This is a genomic window from Streptomyces aquilus (assembly GCF_003955715.1).
GTDB classification, from domain to species: Bacteria; Actinomycetota; Actinomycetes; order Streptomycetales; family Streptomycetaceae; genus Streptomyces; species Streptomyces aquilus.
On sequence record NZ_CP034463.1, the window covers coordinates 6,484,832 to 6,500,405 of the forward strand.

The 15,574-nt window shown below is 72.2% G+C and carries 16 protein-coding genes and 1 riboswitch; of the genes, 7 read left to right on the top strand and 9 right to left on the bottom strand.

Annotated elements, in window-relative coordinates; all coding sequences use genetic code 11:
* Nucleotides 1-8 precede the first annotated feature (8 nt).
* Together EJC51_RS29955 and EJC51_RS29960 are read right to left on the bottom strand one after the other, a co-directional pair.
* Nucleotides 9-485 (bottom strand): carboxymuconolactone decarboxylase family protein, encoded by a 477-nt coding sequence (locus tag EJC51_RS29955; RefSeq protein ID WP_126273918.1) that lies wholly within the window; start codon nucleotides 483-485, stop codon nucleotides 9-11.
* Nucleotides 482-1,012 carry a carboxymuconolactone decarboxylase family protein gene (locus EJC51_RS29960; RefSeq protein WP_126273919.1) on the bottom strand — a complete coding sequence of 177 codons (531 nt, stop codon included), beginning with the start codon at nucleotides 1,010-1,012 and terminating at the stop codon, nucleotides 482-484. The genes EJC51_RS29955 and EJC51_RS29960 overlap by 4 nt, the downstream gene beginning before the upstream one ends.
* Nucleotides 1,013-1,059: 47 nt before the next feature.
* Here EJC51_RS29960 and pdxR point away from each other — a divergent pair, with 47 nt between their 5' ends.
* On the top strand, nucleotides 1,060-2,451 hold the full coding sequence (gene pdxR / locus EJC51_RS29965; protein ID WP_126273920.1) for a MocR-like pyridoxine biosynthesis transcription factor PdxR: 1,392 nt from the start codon (nucleotides 1,060-1,062) through the stop codon (nucleotides 2,449-2,451).
* Between the two features lie 204 nt (nucleotides 2,452-2,655).
* Here the strand turns inward: pdxR and EJC51_RS29970 are convergent, their stop codons facing one another.
* The gene (locus EJC51_RS29970; RefSeq protein WP_126277178.1) at nucleotides 2,656-3,528 is read right to left on the bottom strand and encodes a DMT family protein; all 873 of its coding nucleotides are present in this window, start codon (nucleotides 3,526-3,528) and stop codon (nucleotides 2,656-2,658) included.
* Between the two features lie 127 nt (nucleotides 3,529-3,655).
* Here EJC51_RS29970 and EJC51_RS29975 point away from each other — a divergent pair, with 127 nt between their 5' ends.
* The 3 genes from EJC51_RS29975 to EJC51_RS29985 are packed head-to-tail and all read left to right on the top strand — an operon-like array spanning nucleotide 3,656 to nucleotide 6,105.
* On the top strand, nucleotides 3,656-4,012 hold the full coding sequence (locus EJC51_RS29975; RefSeq protein ID WP_126273921.1) for a hypothetical protein: 357 nt from the start codon (nucleotides 3,656-3,658) through the stop codon (nucleotides 4,010-4,012).
* A 42-nt stretch (nucleotides 4,013-4,054) separates the two neighbouring features.
* A complete protein-coding gene (locus EJC51_RS29980; protein WP_126273922.1) occupies nucleotides 4,055-5,248 on the top strand; it encodes a glutathionylspermidine synthase family protein in 1,194 nt (397 codons plus the stop codon).
* A 44-nt stretch (nucleotides 5,249-5,292) separates the two neighbouring features.
* Nucleotides 5,293-6,105, top strand: a complete 813-nt coding sequence (locus tag EJC51_RS29985) for a class I SAM-dependent methyltransferase (RefSeq protein ID WP_126273923.1) — start codon at nucleotides 5,293-5,295, stop codon at nucleotides 6,103-6,105.
* A gap of 5 nt (nucleotides 6,106-6,110) precedes the next feature.
* Here EJC51_RS29985 and rocD read toward each other — a convergent pair whose 3' ends face one another.
* Nucleotides 6,111-7,313, bottom strand: coding sequence for an ornithine--oxo-acid transaminase (rocD, locus tag EJC51_RS29990; RefSeq protein WP_126273924.1), 1,203 nt, complete (start codon nucleotides 7,311-7,313; stop codon nucleotides 6,111-6,113).
* A gap of 91 nt (nucleotides 7,314-7,404) precedes the next feature.
* Nucleotides 7,405-7,494, top strand: a riboswitch (ZMP/ZTP riboswitch).
* Nucleotides 7,495-7,538: 44 nt separating this feature from the next.
* Here rocD and EJC51_RS29995 point away from each other — a divergent pair.
* Nucleotides 7,539-8,990 carry a glycine hydroxymethyltransferase gene (locus tag EJC51_RS29995; RefSeq protein ID WP_126273925.1) on the top strand — a complete coding sequence of 484 codons (1,452 nt, stop codon included), beginning with the start codon at nucleotides 7,539-7,541 and terminating at the stop codon, nucleotides 8,988-8,990.
* 76 nt (nucleotides 8,991-9,066) lie between these two features.
* Here EJC51_RS29995 and EJC51_RS30000 read toward each other — a convergent pair whose 3' ends face one another.
* The 3 genes from EJC51_RS30000 to EJC51_RS30010 all read right to left on the bottom strand — a co-directional run bounded on the left by EJC51_RS30000 (nucleotide 9,067) and on the right by EJC51_RS30010 (nucleotide 11,426).
* Nucleotides 9,067-9,738 (bottom strand): hypothetical protein, encoded by a 672-nt coding sequence (locus EJC51_RS30000; protein ID WP_244362905.1) that lies wholly within the window; start codon nucleotides 9,736-9,738, stop codon nucleotides 9,067-9,069.
* Between the two features lie 166 nt (nucleotides 9,739-9,904).
* On the bottom strand, nucleotides 9,905-10,879 hold the full coding sequence (locus EJC51_RS30005) for a hypothetical protein (RefSeq protein ID WP_244362907.1): 975 nt from the start codon (nucleotides 10,877-10,879) through the stop codon (nucleotides 9,905-9,907).
* Nucleotides 10,866-11,426, bottom strand: coding sequence for an RNA polymerase sigma factor (locus tag EJC51_RS30010; RefSeq protein WP_126273926.1), 561 nt, complete (start codon nucleotides 11,424-11,426; stop codon nucleotides 10,866-10,868). Before EJC51_RS30010 ends, EJC51_RS30005 begins: the two co-directional genes overlap by 14 nt.
* Nucleotides 11,427-11,557: 131 nt before the next feature.
* Here EJC51_RS30010 and trpS point away from each other — a divergent pair, with 131 nt between their 5' ends.
* Both trpS and EJC51_RS30020 read left to right on the top strand, forming a co-directional pair.
* On the top strand, nucleotides 11,558-12,571 hold the full coding sequence (gene trpS, locus EJC51_RS30015) for a tryptophan--tRNA ligase (protein ID WP_126273927.1): 1,014 nt from the start codon (nucleotides 11,558-11,560) through the stop codon (nucleotides 12,569-12,571).
* A 186-nt stretch (nucleotides 12,572-12,757) separates the two neighbouring features.
* Nucleotides 12,758-13,342 carry a 2'-5' RNA ligase family protein gene (locus EJC51_RS30020; RefSeq protein WP_126273928.1) on the top strand — a complete coding sequence of 195 codons (585 nt, stop codon included), beginning with the start codon at nucleotides 12,758-12,760 and terminating at the stop codon, nucleotides 13,340-13,342.
* 43 nt (nucleotides 13,343-13,385) lie between these two features.
* Here the strand turns inward: EJC51_RS30020 and dprE2 are convergent, their stop codons facing one another.
* The gene (gene dprE2, locus EJC51_RS30025) at nucleotides 13,386-14,141 is read right to left on the bottom strand and encodes a decaprenylphospho-beta-D-erythro-pentofuranosid-2-ulose 2-reductase (protein ID WP_126273929.1); all 756 of its coding nucleotides are present in this window, start codon (nucleotides 14,139-14,141) and stop codon (nucleotides 13,386-13,388) included.
* Nucleotides 14,142-14,189: 48 nt separating this feature from the next.
* Nucleotides 14,190-15,539, bottom strand: a complete 1,350-nt coding sequence (gene dprE1, locus EJC51_RS30030; protein ID WP_126273930.1) for a decaprenylphosphoryl-beta-D-ribose oxidase — start codon at nucleotides 15,537-15,539, stop codon at nucleotides 14,190-14,192.
* Between the last annotated feature and the right edge of the window lie 35 nt (nucleotides 15,540-15,574).

Genomic DNA, 15,574 nt, shown 5'->3' on the forward strand with positions numbered 1-15,574 from the left:
TCCGACGCTCATGGTGTGTGACCTCCCGGCGGGACGCGTCGGCTCACCATCACCCGGTTCCAGTTGTTGATGGCGACGACCAGCCCGATCAGATGGGCGAGTTCCGTGTCGTCGAAGTGCTTGGGGGCGCTCTCGTACACCGCGTCCGGCACGAACCCTCCCCCAGAGCCGAAAGCCTGGGAGGTGCCCCCGGTGAGGACGGTCATCGCCTCCGTCAGCGCGAGCGCCGCCCGCTCCCGCTCGTCGAAGACCCCCTCGGCCTCCTCCCAGGCGGCCAGCAGATCCAACTGCCGCTCCGGCACCCCGTGTTCGCGGGCGATGCGCAGATGCATGTCGAGGCAGAACGCGCAGTGGTTGAGCTGCGAGGCCCGGATCACGACGAGTTCGGCGAGCGCGGGGTCCCCGAGGCCTCTCTTCGCGGCGGCGCTGAGCGTGGACATGGCCTGCGCGACCGACGTGTCCAACAGCCGCGTACGCGCCGTCACTTGTGGCCCGGCTGGTAGTGCCCGGGCACGAGCCGGCAGGTCACCCCGAACCGGTTCCACGCGTTGATCACCGTGATCGCCGCGATCAGCTGCGCCAGCTCGGCGTCCTCGAAGTGCGCCGCCGCCCGCTCGTACACCGCGTCCGGCACGAACCCGTCGGTCAGCACCGTCACGGCCTCCGTCAGCGCCAGCGCCGCCAGCTCCCGCTCGGTGTAGAAGTGCTCCGACTCCTCCCACGCGCTGAGCTGCACGATCCGCTCCACGCTCTCGCCCGCCGCCAGCGCGTCCTTGCTGTGCATGTCGACGCAGAGCGCGCAATGGTTGATCTGCGAGGCGCGGACCTTCACCAGCTCCAGCAGCTTCGGGTCGAGGCCCTTCCGGGCGGCGGCGTCGAGCCGGATCATCGCCTTGAAGACCTCGGGCGCCTGCTCGGCCCAGGCGAGGCGCGGGGTGTGCTCGGGGGCGTAGCCCACGGTGGCGTGGCCGGTGCGGTCGGTGGGTGTCCTGTCGTCGGTGTGCGTCGTCATGTCCTCGACCCTAGATTCCAGGCAGCCCACCGGTATGGTCCATTCCCATGGCGAAATCATGGGCCACTTTGGGCGTCGACCTCCATCTGGAACCCGCCGGTCCACACCTGCGCCGGGGCCTGACCGACGCCCTGCGCGAGGCGGTCCGCACCGGCCGCCTGGCCCCGGGCACCCGGCTGCCCTCCTCCCGCAGCCTCGCCACCGACCTGGGCATCGCCCGCAACACGGTCGCCGACGCCTACGCCGACCTGGTCGCCGAAGGCTGGCTCACCGCCCGGCAGGGCTCGGGCACGAGGGTCGCGGAAGGCACGGCGACGCCCCCGCCCTCGCCCACGGGCGGCCCGGGCCCCCGCGCCCCGCACCGCCCCACCCACGACTTCCGCCCTGGCACCCCCGACCTGGCCGCCTTCCCCCGTGCCGAGTGGCTCAAGGCCGCCCGCCGCGCCCTCCTCGCGGCCCCGCACCACGTCCTCGGCTACGGCGACCCCCGTGGCCGCCCCGAACTGCGCACCGCCCTCGCCGGCTACCTCGCCCGCGCCCGCGGCGTCCGCGCCGACCCCGACCGCATCCTGGTGTGCTCGGGCATCGCCCACGGCCTGCGCCTGCTCGGCACGGTCCTGCGGGCCCGCGGCGTCCACACCGTCGCCGTGGAGTCGTACGGCCTCGACGCACACTGGAACCAGCTCACCCAAGCCGGCCTGCGCACCCCACCCCTGCCCTACGACGACCGGGGCACCGACCCGGGGGATCTCGGCGACGCGGGCGCGGTCCTGCTCACCTCCGCCCACCAGTTCCCGATGGGCCTCCCGCTCCACCGGAGCCGCCGCACCGCGGTGGTCGACTGGGCACGCCGCACCGGCGGCCTGGTCCTGGAGGACGACTACGACGGCGAGTTCCGCTACGACCGCCAACCCGTCGGCGCCCTCCAGGGCCTCGACCCGGACCGTGTCGTCTACCTCGGCACCGCGAGCAAGGCCCTGGCCCCCGGCCTCCGGCTGGCCTGGATGGTGCTGCCCCCGTCCCTGGCGGCGGAGACCGCGGCGGCGAAGGGCAAGGTCGACACCTCCAGCGCCCTGGACCAGCTGACCCTGGCGGAGTTCCTCACCTCCGGCGCCTACGACCGCCACGTCCGCGCCTCCCGCCTCCGCTACCGCCGCCGCCGGGACGCCCTGCTCACCGCCCTCACCGCAGAGGCCCCCGACGTCCACATCACCGGCATCGCCGCCGGCCTCCACGCCGTCCTCCGCCTCCCGCCCGGCACCGAGCACTCCGTCGTCCGGTCCGCCGCCTGGCAGGGCGTGGCCCTCCACGGCCTCTCCTACTTCCGCCACCCCGACGCCCTCCCCGATGGCCTGGACGCGGTGGTCGTCGGCTACGGCACCCCGTCGGACAGCGGGTGGGCGGGTGCGCTGGAGGCGTTGTGCAGGGCGATGCCGTAGGGGGTGGGGGCGGGGTGAGGGCGTGGGGGCGAGTGGGCCGACGGTGCGGAGCTTGAGGGTCCCCGGCGGCTTCCAGCTGCGTGCCGCGTCGACCGTCACCGGCGAGCCGAGGACCTGGGTGGGTCGGCCAGGGGAGTCAGGGGCTTGCTCGAAGCGTCGCGGGGTGTCCGTCGCGGGCTGTCCGAGGAGCCGTCGCCGGGGCGCTCACCGGGATGCTTCCGCGCCGGTCGCCCTTTCCGCACCCTCCCCGGCCGCCTCACCCCCGGAGGCCGGCGCCTCCCCGAACCGCGCCAATCCCAGCGCGCCGACCACCGCCACCAGGAACCCCAGCACCGCCAGCCACTCCAGCCCCTCCCTCGTACGGTCCCCGAGCCACACCACCCCCACCAGCGCGGGCCCGACCGTCTCCCCGATCACCATCGCCGCGGTCGCCGTCGTCACCGAACCCCGCTGCAACGCCGACGTCAGACAGAGGAACGCGGCGCCCCCGCCGATGAGCAGCGCATACGTCGCCGGATGCGTGAGCAGCGACGACGGGGCGAGTGAGTCGATCAACCGCACCGCCACCTCGACCACCCCGAACCCGAACCCCGCCCCCAGCCCGAGCACCGGCCCACGCCAGCGCCCGGACAGCCGCCCACCCGCGAGCCCGAGCAGCAGCACCCCCACGGCCACCCCGAGCATCACCCACTTCAGCGCCTCCGGCCCGCCCAGATCCCCCTCCGTCCCGGACGCCACCCCCAGCATCGCGAGCCCGGCACACACCACCGCCACCGCCGCCCACTCCGCCCCGCTCAACCGCACCCGCAGCAACCGCGCCGCGACCACCGCCGTCACCGCGAGGCTCGACGCCAGCGCCGCCCCGACCGCGTAGATCGGCACCGACCGCAGCGCCACGATCTGCAGCACGAACCCCAGCCCGTCCAACGCCAGCCCCGCCACATACCGCCACTGCCGCACCGCCCGCAGCAGCAGCGCCGCCTCGCCGCCCCCACCGGCACCGGCCGCCCGCGCGGCGACCGCCTGCAACACCGTCGCCGTACCGAAACAGACCGCCGCACCGAGCGCACACACCATCCCAAAGAGCACAAAGCGACTGTAGGGGAGCGGTGAAGACGGACGGGGTGGTTGCGCGGGCACTCTCACCGATCTCTAGGCTGACCGCCGGACAACGGCCCGACAAACCACGGGGGAGACAGAGACCATGGCGGAAACTCGGCGACGGCTGCGCTCCAGCACGGTCGTGCTCGGCGGCATGGGAGTCGTCGCGGCGGCACTGACCTCCTGCGGCTCCGACCCCGACCGCCGCTGCGTCGACCGCGACAGCTACACCTACGAGGGCTACAAGGTCGTCGCCGACAGGAACTGCAACACCGGCAGCTCCGGCTCGTCCTCGGCCAAGGGCGGCAAGAAGAAGTCCGGCACCGGCCAGAGCGCCGACGCCGCCTGGTACTACGACGCCGACGTCAGCAACGGCCGCGCCGACTACGGCACCTTCAGCAAGAGCGAGGCCGTCGACCGCGGCGGCTTCGGCTGCTCCGGCGGCAGCGGCGGCGGCTGAGCGCGGGCGCACGGACGTACGGACAGGCCACAGAGAGACGCCATGGAACGCCGCACCATCGAGCCCCGCCCCGGCTGGCAGCAGACCGTCGAGGAACAGGGCCTGATCTACCCGCTCACTCGCTACCCCGACGACTCCCTGCGCCCCTACTGGGACGAGAGCGCCTACTACGCCTTCTCCCTGGAGGAGGTCGAGGCCCTGGAGGACGTGGTCGAGGAGCTGCACCGCATGTGCCTGGCGGCGGCGGACCACATCGTCACCGCGAACCGCTTCGCCGACCTCGGCATCACCGACCCGCGCGTCGCCGACACGGTCGCCGAGGCCTGGCGCCGCCGCGCCGAACTCCCCTCCGTCTACGGCCGCTTCGACCTCCGCTACGACGGCAGCGGCCCGGCCAAGCTGCTGGAGTACAACGCCGACACCCCCACCTCCCTCGTCGAGGCCGCCTCCCCGCAGTGGTTCTGGATGGAGGAGCGCTTCCCCGGCGCCGACCAGTGGAACTCCCTGCACGAACGCCTCGTCGCCGCCTGGAAGAAGCAGGCCGCGCTGCTCCCGCCGGGCAGCCCGCTGTACTTCGCGTACTCCTCCGACGACGAGCTCGGCGAGGACCTGATGACGGTCGCCTACCTCCAGGAGACCGCCGAGCAGGCCGGCCTCGACACCGCCTGGATCTCCATGGAGGAGATCGGCTGGGACCGCCTCTCCGGCCGCTTCGTCGACCAGCAACTCCGCTTCATCCGCAGCTGCTTCAAGCTCTACCCGTGGGAGTGGCTGACCACCGACCGCTTCGCCGACCACGTCCTCGACACCCTCGACAACGGCGGCGGCACCGGCACCACCCTGTGGATCGAGCCCGCCTGGAAGATGCTCCTGAGCAACAAGGCACTTCTGGCCATTCTCTGGGAGCTTTATCCCGGCCATCCGAACCTCCTCCCCGCCTACCTCGACGGGCCGCGGGAGCTGGCGACGACGAAGGGCTACGTGGCCAAACCACTGCTCGGCCGCGAGGGCGCCGGCGTCACCGTCCACGCCCCCGACACCACCGGCACCGCCCCTGTCCTGCGCGAAGAGGCCTGCTGCTACCAGGAGTTGGCGCCTCTGCCCGACTTCGACGGCAACCGTGTCGTTCTGGGCGCGTGGGTCGTCGAGGACGAGTCGGCGGGCCTCGGCATCCGCGAGTCGGCCGGACTGGTGACCGACGAATACGCGCGCTTTCTGCCGCACGTGATTCTCTGACACGACACAATGTTCGGCCCACGACCAACGGAGAGGGGCGATCGGTGGGCGACACGGCCACGATGGAGAGCGGATACGTCTTCGACACCTCCTGGGAGCGGGAACACGGGCGGCTGCTGGCGCTGGAGGAGATCTACGACAGCCAGAGCCGCCACCGCCTGACCGAGCTGGGAGTCGCCGACGGCTGGCGCTGCCTGGAGGTGGGCTGCGGCGCCGGCAGTATCGCGCGCTGGCTGGCCAAGCAGGTCGGCGCCGCAGGGCGTGTCCTCGCCACCGACGTCGACACCAGCTTCGCCAACACCCACGGACTGTCCAACCTGGAGATCCGCACCCACGATCTGCGCGCGGACGACCTCCCCGACGCCTCCTTCGACCTCGTCCACGCGCGGGCCGTGATCGAGCACCTCCCCGACCGCGACGAGGCCCTGCGCCGACTGGTCGCGGCGACCCGCCCCGGCGGCTGGGTGATCGTCGAGGACTTCGACATCGACGGTCCGACGGAACCGGCCGCCGCCGGCTACTACCCCGGCTACACCGAGCCGGCCGAACGCCTCGGCCGCGCCCTCCGCGCCGCCTTCGGCGCCGCCGACGTGGCCCCCGGCACCGGTCGCAGCCTGTCCCAGGCCCTGACGGACGCCGGCCTGACCGAGGTCGGCGCCCAGGTCCACGCCCCGGTCCGCACCGGCGGCGACGCGGTCTTCCTCCCGCTCACCCTCCGCTCACTGCGCCCCCGCCTCCTGGCCACCGGCGAGGTGACCGACTGGGACATCGAGGACGTCATCACCCTGACGAAGAACCATGGCACCACCTACCTCCCCAACTTCATGGTGAGCGCCTGGGGCCGAAAGCCGGTGTGACCGGCCTAGCGAAGTACTGCCGCCAGCTGAGCCAACCCCCAGTCCAGATCCTCCTCGCTGATCACCAGCGGCGGAGCGATGCGGATCGTGCGGCCGTGGGTCTCCTTGACGAGTACGCCCCGGTGCATCAGCCTCTCGGAGATCTCCCGGCCCGTCCCGTGGGTGGGGGCGATGTCCACGCCCGCCCACAGGCCCCGGCCGCGTACCGCTGTCGCGCGGCCGGTGGCGGTCAACTTCTCTAGTTCGCGGTGGAGATGAGCGCCCAGTTCGGCGGCGCGTGCCTGGTACTCGCCTGTTCGCAGCATGGCGATCACCTCCAGCGCGACCGCACAGGCCAAGGGGTTGCCACCGAACGTCGAACCGTGTTCACCGGGCCGGAAGACCCCCAGGACCTCCGCGCTCGACACCACCGCCGAGACCGGTACGACCCCGCCGCCCAGCGCCTTGCCGAGGACGTACATGTCCGGGACCACGTTCTCGTGCTCGCAGGCGAACGTCCGGCCGGTCCGGCCCAGGCCCGACTGGATCTCGTCCGCGACGAACAGCACATCCCGCTCGCGGGTCAGCTCCCGGACCGCGGGGAGATAGCCGGCCGGCGGGACCAGGACTCCCGCCTCGCCCTGGATCGGCTCCAGCAGCACGGCCACTGTGTTCTCCGTGACCGCCGCGCGCATCGCCGTCAGATCACCGAACGGCACGATCTCGAAGCCGGGAGTGTACGGACCGTAGTCCGCCCGCGCCTCGGGGTCGGTGGAGAAGCTGATCAGCGTGGTGGTGCGGCCGTGGAAGTTGTTCCCCGCCACCACGATCTTCGCCATCTCCGCGGGCACGCCCTTGACCCGGTACCCCCACTTCCGAGCGGTCTTCACCGCCGTCTCCACCGCCTCCGCGCCGGTGTTCATCGGCAGCACCAGTTCCATCCCGCACAGCTCGGCCAGCTCGGAGCAGAACGCGGCGAACCGGTCGTGGTGGAAGGCCCGGCTCGTCAACGTCACCCGCTCCAGCTGAGCCTTCGCCGCATCGACGAGTCGCCGGTTGCGATGGCCGAAGTTGAGCGCCGAATAACCGGCCAGCAGATCCAGATACCGCCTCCCCTCCACATCCGTCAGCCACGCCCCGTCCGCCGTCGCCACGACCACGGGCAGCGGATGATAGGTGTGCGCGGTGTGGGCTTCGGCCGAGGCGATGAGCTTCTCCGTGGCGTTCACGGGCACTCCCAGGGATGAGGACGGCCCCCTTCCATCGTCGCTCGCATGGTGGACGCGGCACCTCCGGCGTACGGCGCGCCCGGTAGGCTGATCGGCGGGCCGTGACTGGCGCGCTGGGATGGGACGGACCATCGGGGAGCGGCCTGTGAATGACCGAGTGCCGTGCGCCTGGGCCGAGCCGTGAATCGTGACCGCAACCCGCCACGCCATCCGGAGGCCGACGACATGTCAGAGCAGCAGCCCCTGTCCAGCGAGTCCACCGCCTTTCGCGCCGCCCTCGACGTGATCCGCGCGGTCGAGCCGCGCGTCGCCGACGCCATCGGCCAGGAGGTCCACGACCAGCGCGAGATGCTCAAGCTGATCGCCTCCGAGAACTACGCCTCCCCGGCCACCCTGCTGGCCATGGGCAACTGGTTCAGCGACAAGTACGCCGAGGGCACCATCGGCCGCCGCTTCTACGCCGGCTGTCGCAACGTCGACACCGTCGAATCCCTCGCCGCCGAGCACGCCAAGGAGCTCTTCGGCGCCCGCCACGCCTACGTCCAGCCGCACTCCGGCATCGACGCCAACCTCGTCGCCTTCTGGTCCGTCCTCGCCGACCGCGTCGAGGCCCCGTTCCTGGAGAAGACCGGCGCCCGCCAGGTCAACGACCTCACCGACGCCGACTGGGCCGAACTCCGCCAGGCCTTCGGCAACCAGCGCATGCTCGGCATGTCCCTGGACGCCGGCGGCCACCTCACCCACGGCTTCCGCCCCAACATCTCCGGCAAGATGTTCGACCAGCGCTCCTACGGCACCGACCCGGCGACCGGGCTGATCGACTACGAGGCGCTGCGCGTCTCCGCCCGTGACTTCAAGCCGCTCATCCTCGTCGCCGGCTACTCCGCCTACCCCCGGCTGGTGAACTTCCGCATCATGCGCGAGATCGCCGACGAGGTCGGGGCGACCCTGATGGTGGACATGGCGCACTTCGCCGGTCTCGTCGCGGGCAAGGTGCTGACCGGCGACTTCGACCCGGTCCCGCACGCCCAGATCGTCACCACCACCACCCACAAGTCCCTGCGCGGCCCGCGCGGCGGCATGGTCCTGTGCGACGACTCCCTCAAGGACCAGGTCGACCGCGGCTGCCCGATGGTCCTCGGCGGCCCGCTCCCGCACGTCATGGCCGCGAAGGCGGTCGCGCTGGCGGAGGCCCGGCAGCCCGCCTTCCAGGACTACGCCCAGCGCATCGTCGACAACTCCCGGGCCCTCGCGGAAGGCCTGATGCGCCGGGGCGCGACGCTGGTGACCGGCGGCACCGACAACCACCTCAACCTGATCGACGTCGCCACCTCCTACGGCCTCACCGGCCGCCAGGCCGAGGCCGCGCTCCTCGACTCCGGCATCGTCACCAACCGCAACGCGATCCCCGCCGACCCCAACGGCGCCTGGTACACCTCCGGCATCCGCATCGGCACCCCCGCCCTGACCACCCGCGGCCTGGGCACCGCCGAGATGGACGAGGTCGCCGGTCTCATCGACCGCGTCCTCACCACCACCGAGCCGGGCACCACCAAGTCGGGCGCGCCCTCCAAGGCCGCGCACGTCCTGGACGCCAAGGTCGCCGACGAGATCTCGCACCGCGCGACCGACCTGGTGGCGGGCTTCCCGCTGTACCCGGAGATCGACCTGGGCTGACAAACGCCCTGTTGAGTTGTCAAGGAACGGCGACTCACGAAGATCGTCGATCGATCAGAAGCAGCTCAGGGGTCGATCACAGATCGATGAGCTCCTGACGCGGTTCCTCCCGCGGCGGTTCGGCCTTCTGCCGGGCCGCCGCGCGGCGTATCAGCAGCGTCCCGCCGGCCCCGACCGCGAGCCCTGGCAGTGCCCACCACCAGTCGGTGGCGTCACCCGCCCCCGACGATCGCGCAGCGGACGCGGCGAGCGTCGGATCCGGGCTCCGCGTCGCTTCCGTGTCCCCGCCGTACGTGTCCCAGGGCGGCGGGTACTCCACGGCGGAGTCGCCGGCGGAAGCCTTGCCCATCACGCCCAGGTCCTTCAGGAGGCCGCGGAGCACCTTCGGCTGCTGGGCGCGGTGCCAGGTGCCGTTCGTCGACTCGTCCAGGTTCGCGGCCGTATGGATCCAGACCGCCTGCGAGTCCGCCGCCGGGTACACGCGGTCGACCCGCCACGGCGACACGTCGTGCACCATCCACGTCACGTTGATCTGTGGGCCGGCGATCAGGTCGGCCTCGGGCGGCTTGTCCGCCGCGCCCGCGCCCGGTTCTCCCAGCAGCCGCTCCAGCGTGCCGTACTCCCGGTCGGAGTAGTACAGCGATGCCGTCTCCGCGCTCTCCGGCGAGACGATCAGCACGCTGGTCGGACCACCGGCCGCCGCCGGCCCCGCACTCCCGAGGGCGAGCCCGAGAGCCGCCGTCGACACCCCTGCCACCGCCGTCAGCCGACGACAGCCACCCCTCCAACCGCTTCCCTGCCTGTGCATCCCGAGCCCCCAACCTGCCGATGCCGAACGGCCCGCCCGGTCCCCGCGAGCCGTGTGTCACTTCTGGTACACCGCTCGGCCCGCCGGGGTTCCCACCCCGCCCGCACTAATCCGAGGAAGCCCCCGAAGGCTCCGCGACCGGGCTCGGCACCGACTTCGCGATCTCCAGCGCCCGGGCCTTCGACGCCACCCCCTCCAGCCGCAGCGTCACCTCCGCCGAACCCGCCCGACGGCTCCACAGCAAGGTCGGCCCGGCGGTCCTCTCCTGCCGGGTGTAGCGCTTCCCGTCCGCGTCCAGCAGCCAGAAGCTCAGCAGGTGGGGACGGGGGAACCACAGCGCGGTGTCCTGCGAACCGGCGACTGCGGAGCCGCCCAGAGAGATCCACTCCGGCTGCTCGCGCACGGTCTTCGCGAAGGTCAGATCCAGCCCCGCCGCGAACTCGTCCACCCGAACCGTCCCTCCGCGCTCGCGCCAGCAGAGACTGACCACGAACCGTCCCCGCGCCCCACCCGCCACCGACACCGCGTCCGGGGCACCGAGCGCGTCCGGCACCAGCGGCTCGAACCCGGCCCGCCGCACGGCCTGCGCCCACGACACCGACCGACCGCAGCCGGGCACCTCGGCCCCCGGAGAGGGCCGCGCCGAAGGGTCGTAGCGCACCTCGACGCCACCGAAGTCGAACCAGTCATAGACCGCGGCCCGCACGGGCGGGGTGAGCGCGAGCACCGTGAGCAGGCCGCACAGCGTCGCGGTCAGCGAGCGCCACCGCACCCGCGTCCAGCGGCGGACGGCCCGCAGCCGCTCCTGGGGGCCCCGGGGTTCGGGCACCGGGGCCGGCAACCGCTCGGCCAGTATCTGACCCAGCACCCGCTCGACCATCGTCTCGGACCCGAGGGAACCCTCCGCCCCGTCGGCAGCGTTCAGCGACCGCCCGAGCGCCCGCAGCTCCTCCGGCAGCCGGGAAGGGTGCACCTCGCGCTCCCTACCGCGGTCACGTCCGCGCGGCCCCCGGCCGCCGACGCCCCCGGGGCCACGGCCGCCCTCACCGTCGTAGCCCTTCCGTCCCTCACTCACGCTCATCACCCCCTTCCCGAAGCTCGGCGTCCGGCAGCAGTCGGCCCAGTTTCCGCAGCGCGCGGTTGAGCCGGGACTTCACCGTCCCCCGGGGCCAGCCCAGGGCCTGGGCCGTCTCCGACTCGTCCATGTCCAGCAGATAGCGGTACGTGACGACCAGGCGGTGCTCCTCGCTCAGTTTCTCCAGGGCGGACTGGAGCGCGGCGCGACGCTCTGTCGCAAGGGCCCGCGCCGCAGGGTCCGCCGATTCCGGTATCAGCGGCTCCGCCTCCACGAAGGCTGCCTCCCGGCCCGCGAGCGTGCGCTGCCGGGCCGCCGTCCGCACTGTGTTCCTCGTCTCATTGGCGACGATCGACAGCAGCCACGGCCGGAACGACGCGCCGTCCTTGAACCTGCCCAGCGCGCAGTACGCCTTGACGAAGGCCTGCTGCACGACGTCCTCCGCGTCCGCACCCGCCCCGAGCGCCGCGGCCGCCCGGAGCGCGATGCCCGTGTGGGCGCGCACCAGCTCCGCGTACGCCTCTGGCTCCCCGGCGCGTACGCGTGCGATCACCGCGGCCTCATCGACGATGCGGCCCCCCTCCCGCGTTCTCACGCCTTTGTTACACCGCGGGAGACGGATCGGTTCCCATCTGTTTCCGACCAGTTCCGGATCGGGGCGGTCGACCTGAGAGAATGGTGAGCATGGCCTCTGATCGTCCCCGTGTGCTCTCCGGAATCCAGCCCACCGCAGGCTCGTTCCACCTCGGCAACTACCTCGGCGCCGTCCGTCAGTGGGTGGCCTTGCAGGAGTCCCACGACGCGTTCTACATGGTCGTCGACCTGCACGCGATCACGCTTCCGCAGGACCCGGCCGACCTGCGCGCCAACACGCGTCTGGCCGCCGCCCAGCTCCTCGCGGCCGGCCTCGACCCCGAGCGCTGCACGCTCTTCGTCCAGAGCCATGTCCCCGAGCACGCGCAGCTCGCCTGGGTCTTCAACTGCCTCACCGGCTTCGGCGAGGCCTCCCGCATGACCCAGTTCAAGGACAAGTCCGCCAAGCAGGGCGCCGACCGCGCCAGCGTCGGCCTCTTCACGTACCCGATCCTCCAGGTCGCGGACATCCTGCTGTACCAGGCCAACGAGGTCCCCGTCGGCGAGGACCAGCGCCAGCACATCGAGCTCACCCGCGACCTCGCCACGCGCTTCAACGGCCGCTTCGGCGACACCTTCACGCTTCCGAAGCCGTACATCCTCAAGGAGACGGCGAAGATCTACGACCTTCAGGACCCGTCGATCAAGATGAGCAAGTCGGCGTCCACGCCGAAGGGCCTCATCAACCTCCTCGACGACCCGAAGACCACCGCCAAGAAGGTCAAGAGCGCGGTCACCGACACCGACACCGTCATCCGCTTCGACGCCGAGAACAAGCCCGGCGTCAGCAACCTGCTCACCATCTACTCGACCCTCACGGGCACGGGTATCGCGGAACTGGAGCAGAAGTACGACGGCAAGGGCTACGGTGCGCTCAAGACGGACCTCGCCGAGGTCATGGTCGAGTTCGTGACGCCGTTCCGTGAGCGCACCCAGCAGTATCTGGACGACCCGGAGACGCTGGACTCGATTCTGGCCAAGGGTGCGGAGAAGGCGCGTGCCGTCGCGGCGGAGACGCTGGCCCAGGCCTACGACCGGGTCGGCTTCCTGCCCGCCAAGCACTGAGCCGAGCACGCACGCGTACCACCGCACAGGGACCGCACAGACGTACCACTGGACAGAGCGCTGCACATCACTACGGTTGCGCCTGCCCACAACACAGGCGTGGCCGTACAGTCGATAGCCGGACGGCCGGGACGAACCCGACAAGGGGAAGACCCCAGACACCCGAGAGGGAAGACAGGAGACGACGTGGGGACCGTAACGATCGGCGTGTCGATCGCGGTCCCGGAGCCTCACGGCAGCCAGCTCCAACAGCTGCGCGCGGGCTTCGGCGACGCCGCGGCTCACGGCATCCCCACGCATGTCACCCTGCTGCCCCCGACGGAGGTCGAGGAAGGCGCGCTGCCCGCCATCGAGGCGCACCTCACCGAGGTCGCCGCGGCCGGCCGCGCGTTCCCGATGCGGCTGTCCGGCACCGGCACCTTCCGCCCGCTGTCACCGGTGGTGTTCGTCCAGGTCGCCGAGGGCGCCGAGGCCTGCACCTGGCTCCAGAAGCAGGTCCGCGACGCCTCCGGCCCCGTCGCCCGCGAACTCCAGTTCCCCTACCACCCGCACGTCACGGTCGCCCACGGCATCGACGAAGAAGCCATGGACCGCGCGTACGAGGAGCTTGCCGACTACGAGGCCCACTGGCCCTGCACCGGCTTCGCCCTCTACGAGCAGGGCGCCGACGGCGTGTGGCGCAAGCTGCGCGAGTACGCCTTCGGCGGGGCCGCCACAGTGCCGCCCCAGGGTTCTTCCGCCGCTGTGGAACAGGGCACGACCGCCCACTGACCGACGGGGAGGGCCGGCCGAAGACGTCCCGCGCGACGTCCGGCTAGAGCGGCAACCGCCGGAACACCTCGCGCGGTACGTGCCGCAGGGCCGACATCACCCAGCGGAGCACCCCGGGCACCCACACCGTCTCCGAACGCCGCCTCAGCCCCAGTTCCACGGCCGTCGCGACCTCCTCGGGCGTCGTCGCGAGCGGCGCCTCCGGCAGGCCGGCGGTCATCTTCGTCCGCACGAACCCGGGGCGTACGACCATGACGTGCACGCCGGTGCCGTGCAGGGCGTCGCCCAGGCCCTGGGCGAAGGCGTCGAGGCCGGCCTTGCTGGAGCCGTAGATGAAGTTGGAGCGGCGCGCGCGTTCACCGGCGACCGAGGAGAGGACCACCAGGGAGCCGTGGCCCTGCGCCTGCAACGCGCGCGCGGAGACCAGGCCTGCCGACACCGCGCCCGTGTAGTTGGTCTGCGCGACCCGCACCGCGTCGAGCGGCTCGCGCTCGTCATGGGCCTGGTCGCCGAGGACCCCGAAGGCGAGCAGCACCATGTCGATGTCGCCCTCGGCGAAGACCTTGCCGAGCACGGTCTCGTGGGACTCGGTGGCGAGCGCGTCGAAGGCGACGGTGCGCACGTCGGCCCCCAGGGCGCGCAGGTCGGCCGCGGACTGTTCCAGGGCGGACGAGGGGCGCCCCGCCAGCCACACCGTGCGGGTGCGGCGGGCGACGAGGCGGCGGGCGGTGGCCAGAGCGATCTCCGACGTCCCGCCGAGGACGAGCAGGGACTGGGGGAGGCCGAAGGCGTCCTTCACGGCAAGCAGCTCCTATGGGTCGAGCCAGAGGCTCCGGGGATCGGGGCTCTAGAGGTCGAGGCGGCGGGACAGGTCCGAGACGAAGGCCCCGCGCGGGTCCAACTCCGCGCGCAGCGCGCGGAAGTCGTCGAGGCGCGGGTACATCGCGGCGAGCAGTTCGGGGCGCAGCCGGGAGTCCTTGGCGAGGTAGACGCGCCCCCCGGCCGCGGCCACCTCCTCGTCCAGTCCGTCGAGGAGGGCGCCGAGGCCGGGCAGGCCCGCCGGGATGTCCAGGGCCAGGGTCCAGCCCGGCAGCGGGAAGGAGAGCCAGCCCGGGTCGGCGTCGCCGAAGCGCTTGAGGACGGCCAGGAAGGACGGGCAGCGGCGCTCCGAGAGGCGGCGCACGACCCGGCGCAGGGTGTCCTCCCGGCCGTACGGGACGACGAACTGGTACTGCACGAACCCGCCCCGGCCGTAGACGCGGTTCCAGTGCGGGACCCCGTCCAAGGGGTGGAAGAACGTCGAGAGCTTCTGCAGTTGGCCGGTACGCGCGCGAGGGGCCTTGCGGTACCAGAGTTCGTTGAACCAGCCCACGGTACGGCGGTTCAGCAGCCCCTCCGGGAGGACAGCGGGCGGGGCCGGGAGCTGGGCGGGCCGGAACGCCAGCGGGTCTCTCCGCGCGCGCGTGCCCAGCGCGTCGAGGGGCGCGTGCTCGCCGCGCGTGAGCACCGCCCGGCCGGTCGACGCGCCGCGCGCCAGCAGGTCGATCCAGGCGACCGAGTAGCGGTAGTAGTCGTCGGTGGCGGACAGTCGGGCCATCAGGTCGTCGAGGTCACGCGCGCGTTCGGTGTCGACCGACATCAGCGAGGTCTGCACCGGCTGGAGCTGGACCGTCGCGGTCAGGATCACGCCGGTCAGGCCCATGCCGCCGGTGGTCGCGTCGAACAGGGGCGTGCCGCGGCTCACCGCGCGGATCTCACCGTCGGCGGTGAGGAGTTCGAAGGACAGCACGTGCCGGGAGAAGGAGCCGGAGACGTGGTGGTTCTTGCCGTGGATGTCGGCGCCGATCGCGCCGCCGACCGTGACGTGGCGCGTGCCGGGCGTCACCGGGACGAACCAGCCGAGCGGCAGCAGGACCCGCATCAGCCGGTGCAGGGAGACGCCCGCGTCGCACAGCACGATGCCGCTGTCGGCGTCGATGACGTGGACGCGGTCCAGGGCCGTCATGTCGAGGACCGCCCCACCCGCGTTCTGCGCCGCGTCGCCGTACGCCCGTCCCAGGCCCCTGGGGATGCCGCCGCGGGCCCCGCAGTCCCGGACGGCCGCCACGGCCTCCTCGTACGTCCGTGGACGGATCAGACGGGCCGCGGTGGGCGCCGTACGGCCCCAACCTGTGACGGAAACGGTCTCGGCAGACATGTCGGCGACCGTATCGCCCTTAAGAGGGCGATTTG

Coding starts and splice junctions, on each gene's coding strand:
- EJC51_RS29970 (WP_126277178.1), bottom strand. CDS start 3,528: ATGGTGTGTGCGCTCGGTGCGGCGGTCTGTTTCGGTACGGCGACGGTG.
- dprE1 (WP_126273930.1), bottom strand. CDS start 15,539: ATGTCTGCCGAGACCGTTTCCGTCACAGGTTGGGGCCGTACGGCGCCC.
- trpS (WP_126273927.1), top strand. CDS start 11,558: ATGGCCTCTGATCGTCCCCGTGTGCTCTCCGGAATCCAGCCCACCGCA.
- EJC51_RS30005 (WP_244362907.1), bottom strand. CDS start 10,879: ATGAGCGTGAGTGAGGGACGGAAGGGCTACGACGGTGAGGGCGGCCGT.
- EJC51_RS29975 (WP_126273921.1), top strand. CDS start 3,656: ATGGCGGAAACTCGGCGACGGCTGCGCTCCAGCACGGTCGTGCTCGGC.
- pdxR (WP_126273920.1), top strand. CDS start 1,060: ATGGCGAAATCATGGGCCACTTTGGGCGTCGACCTCCATCTGGAACCC.
- EJC51_RS29995 (WP_126273925.1), top strand. CDS start 7,539: ATGTCAGAGCAGCAGCCCCTGTCCAGCGAGTCCACCGCCTTTCGCGCC.
- EJC51_RS29960 (WP_126273919.1), bottom strand. CDS start 1,012: ATGACGACGCACACCGACGACAGGACACCCACCGACCGCACCGGCCAC.
- EJC51_RS29980 (WP_126273922.1), top strand. CDS start 4,055: ATGGAACGCCGCACCATCGAGCCCCGCCCCGGCTGGCAGCAGACCGTC.